Below are 6,263 nucleotides of genomic sequence, written 5' to 3' on the forward strand. Positions count from 1 at the left end.
CGGCTGGTGAGTGATGGATCAAACAGTGACTTGCGCACGGTGGCTGTGCAGCGCCTCAAAAATCGGCGCATCGCTGAAGCGGAACAGGTCGAGCGCGCCAGCGGCCGATGCCTGGGCCGAGAACGGTTGCCACGACGGCACCACAAACAAGTCGCCCCGCGCCACCTGCCAGGTGCGTTCACCCACCGTAACGGTGCCGCTGCCGTCAAACACCTGGAACACGGACGAACCCACCTCGCGGTGTACCCGCGTTGCGCCGCCCGCGCGCACGCGGTGCATTTCGGTCCGCATCGTGGGCAACACATCGGCGCCGGTGGTGGGGTTGGTAAAGCGCACTGCTGCATGCCCGGGGCTCAGCGTGCCTGCCTGGCCTTCGTCCTCCAGCGCCAGCTGATCGGCCAGCGCGCGGTCGGTATCCACCCAGCGGTAGGCCAGCAGGGGCGTGGCGGGCTGCGCCTGCACCATCGATACCGGGCGCAGGCCCGGGTGGCCCCACAGCCTTTCCGAATAAGAACGCTCGGCGGTGGTGCGCTCGGCGGGTGGGAGCTTCTGGCGCCCCACTTCAAAAAACTGGCTCTCGGTGTAGTACGAGAACGGAATGTCCAGGCCGTCGATCCAGGCCATGGGCTCGGTGGCAGCGTTGTGGTGGGCATGCCAGTTCCAGCCCGCCTGGGGCAGAAAGTCGCCCCGTGACATGCGCACGGCATCCCCATTCACCACGGTCCAGACGCCCTCGCCTTCCACCACAAAACGAAACGCGTGCTGCGTGTGCCGGTGCTCGGGGGCGTCTTCGCCGGGCATCAGGTACTGGATGGCGGCCCACAGCGTGGGCGTGGCAAACGGGCGCCCACCCAGCGCCGGGTTGGCCAGCGCAATCGCACGGCGCTCGCCGCCACGGCCCACAGGCACGATGGCGCCCGCCTGTGCGGCCAGGGCCTTCAAGCGGTCCCAGCGCCACAAGTGCGGCACGGCCTTGGATTGGGGCTGGCGGGGCATCAGGTCGCCAATCTGCGTCCAGAGCGGCACCAGCAGCTCTTGCTCAAAGCCCCGGTACAGCTGCTCCAGTTCGGGCGTCGGATCGGGCTGGCCCTTGCCCGCAACGGCATGCAGCCGCACGGGGGAAGGCGTGAGGTCGGTGGTCATGGTGGGGTTGTCTCCTGGATGTGGCTTTTTTTCTTATTCCGCCGGGCCAACGTGGAGCACGATGCTGCCCACGCCTTCGATGTGTCCATCAATGCGGTCACCTGCCAGCACCGGGCCTACGCCCTCGGGCGTGCCGGTAAAGATCAGGTCACCCGGCTGCAGGTGGTAGAACTTGGACAGGTCGGCAATCAGCTCGGGGATGTTCCAGATCAGCTTGGACAGGTCGGACTTCTGGCGCACTGTGCCGTTCACCGACAGCTCCAGGTCGCCCTGGCCCAGCACCACCTGCGGCATGGGCACGATCTCGGAGACCACGGAGGACTGCTCCACATCCTTGCCCAGGTCCCAAGGCCGGCCCTTGTCGCGCGCCACCAGCTGCAGGTCGCGGCGCGTCATGTCCAGGCCACAGGCATAGCCATAGACAAGGCGGGGCGCATCCGCCTCGCTCACACGAAAACCGGGCGCACCAATGGCCAGCACCAGTTCCATTTCGTGGTGGTAGTTCTGGGTGCCGGGTGGGTAGGCCACGGTCGCGCCAGACTCGACCAGCGTGGACGCTGCCTTGGTGAAATAGAACGGCACTTCCACCGACTTGTCCACCGGGCGGCCCATCTCGACCGCATGCGCGTGGTAGTTGCGGCCCACAAAGAACAGCCGGTGGATGGGCAGGCGCTCGCTGCTGCCATGCACAGGCAGCGAATAGACGGGGGGCGGGGTCCAGAGGTAAGTGGTTGACGTGGTTGCGGTCATCGGTGGTTTCCTTAGCGGGTTGTCGTGTTCGGTTCTGGTGGGCTTGGGTGCAGGTGCGGGCTTCTGTGCTGCGCGGCATCCAGCTGGGTTCACAGCTTTGCCATCGGCGTGTTCAGGTCGGCCAGCTGCTCGGCATTCACCGACTTGCGCTGCTCGATCAGCCTGCGGGCAAAGCGCAGGTCACGCGCTGCGTTGGCCCCTACGGCGGCCTGCACCACGTCACCCGCCAGGTAAAACAACACAAAGCTGCCGTCGGCCGGGTCGCCGCGCTGCACCACGCGGTGCGCAGGCGTGGGCATGCCGTAGATCTGCAGGTTCATGCCGTACTGGTCGGACCAGAACCATGGCAGCGGCTGGTAGTCCACTGCCTGGCCCAGGGCGGATCGCGCAGCGGCCATGCCCTGCTCCTGCGCGTTCTGCCACGACTCCAACCGCAGGCTGCGGCCCGCCCAGGGGTTGGGTGCCACGGCCACATCGCCTGCGGCCAGGATGTCGGGGTCGGACGTGCGGCATTGGGCATCGACCAGCACGCCAACTTCGCAAGCCAGGCCCGCCGCGCGCGCCAGCTCATCGTTGGGCACCAGGCCAACACCCAGCACGATGGTGTCGCACGCCAGCGCGCTGCCATCGGCCAGCAAGACCTCCGAGCGAATATCTGCGCCGTCTGCGCCATCTGCAACGCGGGCAAAGCCCCGCACCCCCGCGCCCAGCAGCACGCGCACGCCCTGGGCGCGGTGCAGCGCCAGCAGATACGCCGAAACCTCTGCAGGCACAGAGCGTTCACACAAGCGGCTTTGCGTCTCCACTACCACCACTTCCGCGCCCTGCTGGCGTGCGGTGGCCGCCACCTCCAAGCCGATCCAGCCACCGCCCACCACCACCACGCTGCGGCCGGGCCGAAGGGCCGGGGCCAGCGCCTGCGCATCTTCAATGGTGCGCAGCGTGTGCAGCGGCACCTGGTCTGCCCCCGGCAAGGCAAGCCGCCGGGCGCGCCCCCCGGTGCACAGGATGAGCTTGTCGTAGGGCTGCGCTGTGCCATCCGACAACAGCACCTGCTTGGCAGCGCGGTCAATGCGGTGCACCTGCACGCCGGGCCGCCATTGCACCGCCAGTGCGTCAAAGGCCTCGGGTTTCATGAGGCGCGTGCTCTCCGGCGCGGCTGCGCCCGAGAGCACCGCCTTCGACAGCGGTGGCCGCTCGTGCGGCGGGTGGGCTTCTTCACCTATCAGCACAATCTGGCCCGCAAAGCCTTCACTGCGCAGCGTTTGCGCTGCCCAGCCGCCCGCCTGGCCCGCACCGACGATCACGATGGTGGAAGCCGGGTGCGCGTTAGAGCCTTCATGCGGCAATGCAGCGGCCTCGACCTCAGGTCGTTCAGCAGTCATGGGGGGCTCCTTGAGAGGTTCAGTCCAGGGCCAGCCACACGCGGCCGCCCTCGATCTTCACGGGGTAGCTGCGCAGCGGCTCGGTGACGGGCGCGCAGGTGGGTTTGCCGTTGCGCACGTCAAACTTGCCCTGGTGCAGCGGGCATTCGATCTCGTGCCCTTCCAGAAACCCATCGCACAGGCGCGCATGGCCGTGGGTGCAGATGTTGTCAGTGGCAAACACCTCGCCGCCCACGCCATACAGCGCAATGTCGCGCCCGGCCACGGCCAGGCCGATCACGTCATCCTGCGGCACATCATCCTGCGCGGCGGCGTCAATCCAGTTCGTCGTCATCGTCGTCATGGCAGCTCCTCAGATGGGGTAGATCAGCGAGTTGGGGATCATCTCGCTGTCGTAAACGACGAGGCGCGACGCGAACTTCAGGCCCTCGGGCGTGGGCACCACCTCATCCAGCGTGCGCCCCACGTTGAACACCGTCGATTCCTTCGAAAGGCGCGTGCGCAGCACCGCATAGTTGGCCTCGCAGTGGATGCGGCCATCCGCATCGACCTTGTGCACCAGCGGCGCACCCACCACATGGCGCTGGTAGTAGGGGTCGTGGAACAACGTCTCGCGAATGCCGTAGACGCGGTCTTTCAGCATGCCCTTGCTGTCAAACGCCAGTGTGGCCAGCGGAAACCCGCGCTCGTGGTTCTCTCGCGGCTGCAGCTTGTACACGCAGTGGTCGATAAAAAATTCAGGCCACGCCCCCCAGTCCGCCGCGTCGAGCGCGCGGGCGTAGCGGGCGTAGAGCTGGTTCAGTTCAAAGTAGGTCTGGAAGTCCATCATGGTCAAGCCTCCGCCTCCATCACCTTGCGCCAGTATTCGTACATGCCCCGGATCAGCGTCTCGGTCACCATGTGGTCCGTGTCGCCCACATCGCGCCCCCCCAGCTCGGCCAGCGTGCGGTGCGCGGGCTTGGTCTCAAAGCCTTCTTGCGACCACTCGATCACCTCTCCATCGTCGGCCGACACAAAGCCCGCCGGGCCGAACAGATTGGCCTGGCGCAGGCGGCGCTGCGTCATCTCTTCGCTGTCGTCCTCAAAGCCGAAATGCGTCCACACAAAATCAAAAGCGCCTTTTCCATCCGGCTGGATATGGCGCGTTGACACGCTGTTGACCTGCTGCTGAAAGATCACGCTGGGGAACACGGTCATCATCACCGCCGTCGGCACTGATGCCTGCGCATTGGGCACCGCTGCACCCTCCCCGCTGGCTACCGGGGGTGGCCCCGCCCACCAGTCCTCCTGCGCAATGTCGAGAAAGCGCGGGTCGTTCAGCTCCATGCCCGCCTTGAAGCTGGATACCTGCGTCACATCCGCCGCCTTGCCCGCCGCGCCGCGTGTGGACACCATGGCCGCATGGCGGTGCTGCGCATCCATCAGCAATTGCGACTTGTTGTCTGCACGCCAGAGCCCAAAGGTAACGAACCAGGTGTGCAGCAGGCCGGGGTGGTACGGGTCCTTGATGTTCTCTTGCATCAGCTTCCAGTTGCCCGGAATACGCTGGCGGTTGTAGCCCAGGATGGTGAGCTTGCGGCCATTGAACAGCCGGTCAAAGTAGCCCAGGATGGTGGGGCCCAAAAACTCCTCCAGCGGCTCCACGCCGTGGTCAAACGACGCAAACACCACGCCGCCACGGGTGGCCACCTTGAGCTTGGTCAGCCCATGCTCTGCCGGGTTGAAATCCGCAGGCATGCCGCCATTGACCTTGCCATCCTGCTTCACGCCGCGCCGAAACGGCACACCCTGCAAGTCGCCCGACAGGGTGTAGTTCCACTGGTGGTACGGGCAGGTCAGGCTCTCGCGGTTGCCATGCCGCTCGCGGCAAAACGCCATGCCCCGATGGGCGCAGACGTTTTCCACCACATGGATAGAAGCATCCTTGTCACGCACCAGCAGCACCGAACGCTCGCCGATCACCGTGCGCTTGAAATCCCCCGCGTTGGGAATCTCTGCCTCCAGGCCCACGTAACACCAGTGCCCGTTGTAGAACAAGCGGTCCAGCTCCTTGCGGTACAGCGCCTCATCGGTATAGGCCTGAAAGGGAATGCGGCTGGTGCCGTCCGTCTCCCAGCGGATCTGCTGCGGGAACACGGTCACGGGGCATTCATGCATGGGCGTCTCCTTTGTTTTTTGTCATCGCCAATCAATCAGTCGATCTATCAATCAGTCTTTCGGGGCCGGTGCGGACGCACCCAGCGCCTGGGGACCGATCATTCGCGCTGCAGCAATATCAGTCAATGGAACGCTGGTGATGTTTCACATCACTCAGGTGAATATGACTTTGACGGCGGGGTAGGAAATTTGCTGCACCATGCGGCGGTGGCGAAGTCGAAGTTGGCCCCACACAACTCGTGCTGTGGTGGTACCGGGCCAGAAGAAATTGAGAGAACGTCAACGCACAGGGTTTCCCCTCTGACGCATCCGTGCAGCTATAAAGCCAAGGCACAACTTAGGGGGAAACATGGGCAAGAAGTCGCGTGAGAAGCGTGAACGCCGGGAACGCGCTGACACGAACAGGGCAACAGAGTCGCTGTCCAAACACAGGTGGGAGTTCTCCGGTAGATCAAAGCAACAGGCAGAGAGCGACGTGCGCTTCCAGCGAGACGTAGCAGCCGTGGAGGCGGTGCTATGCAAGTACGTTCGCTTCGATGTAGCTCTAGCGCTGAGCGTTTCGGACCTGTGGCCGCCTAATGTGGCCAGCCCAGTCAAGCACCTGTTTGCCTGGGCAGTGCTCCTGGGTATTCAGGGCGATGAGAGCAACGCGCAGCCCATCCAGACATACGAAGACTTCACCCGTTTTCTGACGGAGCTATATGCAGTCTGGCCGGAGTTCCCGATGCTTGAAGACTGAACCGCCCCGGGTTTTGAGGAGGCTCTTTTCTCTGAGAGGATTGAGCCATGAGCAAGAAGTCAAACAAGTTCTCACCCGAGGTTCGCGAA

The 6,263-nt window shown here is 64.6% G+C and carries 7 protein-coding genes; 1 reads left to right on the forward strand and 6 read right to left on the reverse strand.

The window, feature by feature from the left end:
* Nucleotides 1–18: 18 nt before the first annotated feature.
* From ATF69_RS02300 to ATF69_RS02325, 6 genes are all read right to left on the reverse strand, one after another.
* Entirely contained in the window at nt 19–1,143 is a 1,125-nt protein-coding gene (locus ATF69_RS02300) for a cupin domain-containing protein (RefSeq protein ID WP_146869785.1), read from the reverse strand.
* Between the two features lie 33 nt (nt 1,144–1,176).
* Nucleotides 1,177–1,893, reverse strand: a complete 717-nt coding sequence (locus ATF69_RS02305) for a fumarylacetoacetate hydrolase family protein (RefSeq protein ID WP_146869786.1) — start codon at nt 1,891–1,893, stop codon at nt 1,177–1,179.
* A gap of 89 nt (nt 1,894–1,982) precedes the next feature.
* Nucleotides 1,983–3,278 (reverse strand): NAD(P)/FAD-dependent oxidoreductase, encoded by a 1,296-nt coding sequence (locus ATF69_RS02310; protein WP_146869787.1) that lies wholly within the window; start codon nt 3,276–3,278, stop codon nt 1,983–1,985.
* Nucleotides 3,279–3,297: 19 nt separating this feature from the next.
* The gene (locus tag ATF69_RS02315) at nt 3,298–3,621 is read right to left on the reverse strand and encodes a non-heme iron oxygenase ferredoxin subunit (protein WP_146869788.1); all 324 of its coding nucleotides are present in this window, start codon (nt 3,619–3,621) and stop codon (nt 3,298–3,300) included.
* Between the two features lie 9 nt (nt 3,622–3,630).
* Nucleotides 3,631–4,104, reverse strand: coding sequence for an aromatic-ring-hydroxylating dioxygenase subunit beta (locus tag ATF69_RS02320; protein ID WP_146869796.1), 474 nt, complete (start codon nt 4,102–4,104; stop codon nt 3,631–3,633).
* A gap of 5 nt (nt 4,105–4,109) precedes the next feature.
* Nucleotides 4,110–5,435 carry an aromatic ring-hydroxylating dioxygenase subunit alpha gene (locus ATF69_RS02325; protein ID WP_146869789.1) on the reverse strand — a complete coding sequence of 442 codons (1,326 nt, stop codon included), beginning with the start codon at nt 5,433–5,435 and terminating at the stop codon, nt 4,110–4,112.
* 349 nt (nt 5,436–5,784) lie between these two features.
* On the opposite strand from ATF69_RS02325, the gene ATF69_RS23085 reads away from it, so the two are divergent.
* On the forward strand, nt 5,785–6,174 hold the full coding sequence (locus ATF69_RS23085; RefSeq protein ID WP_158641476.1) for a hypothetical protein: 390 nt from the start codon (nt 5,785–5,787) through the stop codon (nt 6,172–6,174).
* Nucleotides 6,175–6,263: the final 89 nt, after the last annotated feature.

The sequence above is a fragment of the Acidovorax delafieldii genome, assembly GCF_007993815.1.
GTDB lineage: Bacteria > Pseudomonadota > Gammaproteobacteria > Burkholderiales > Burkholderiaceae_C > Acidovorax > Acidovorax delafieldii.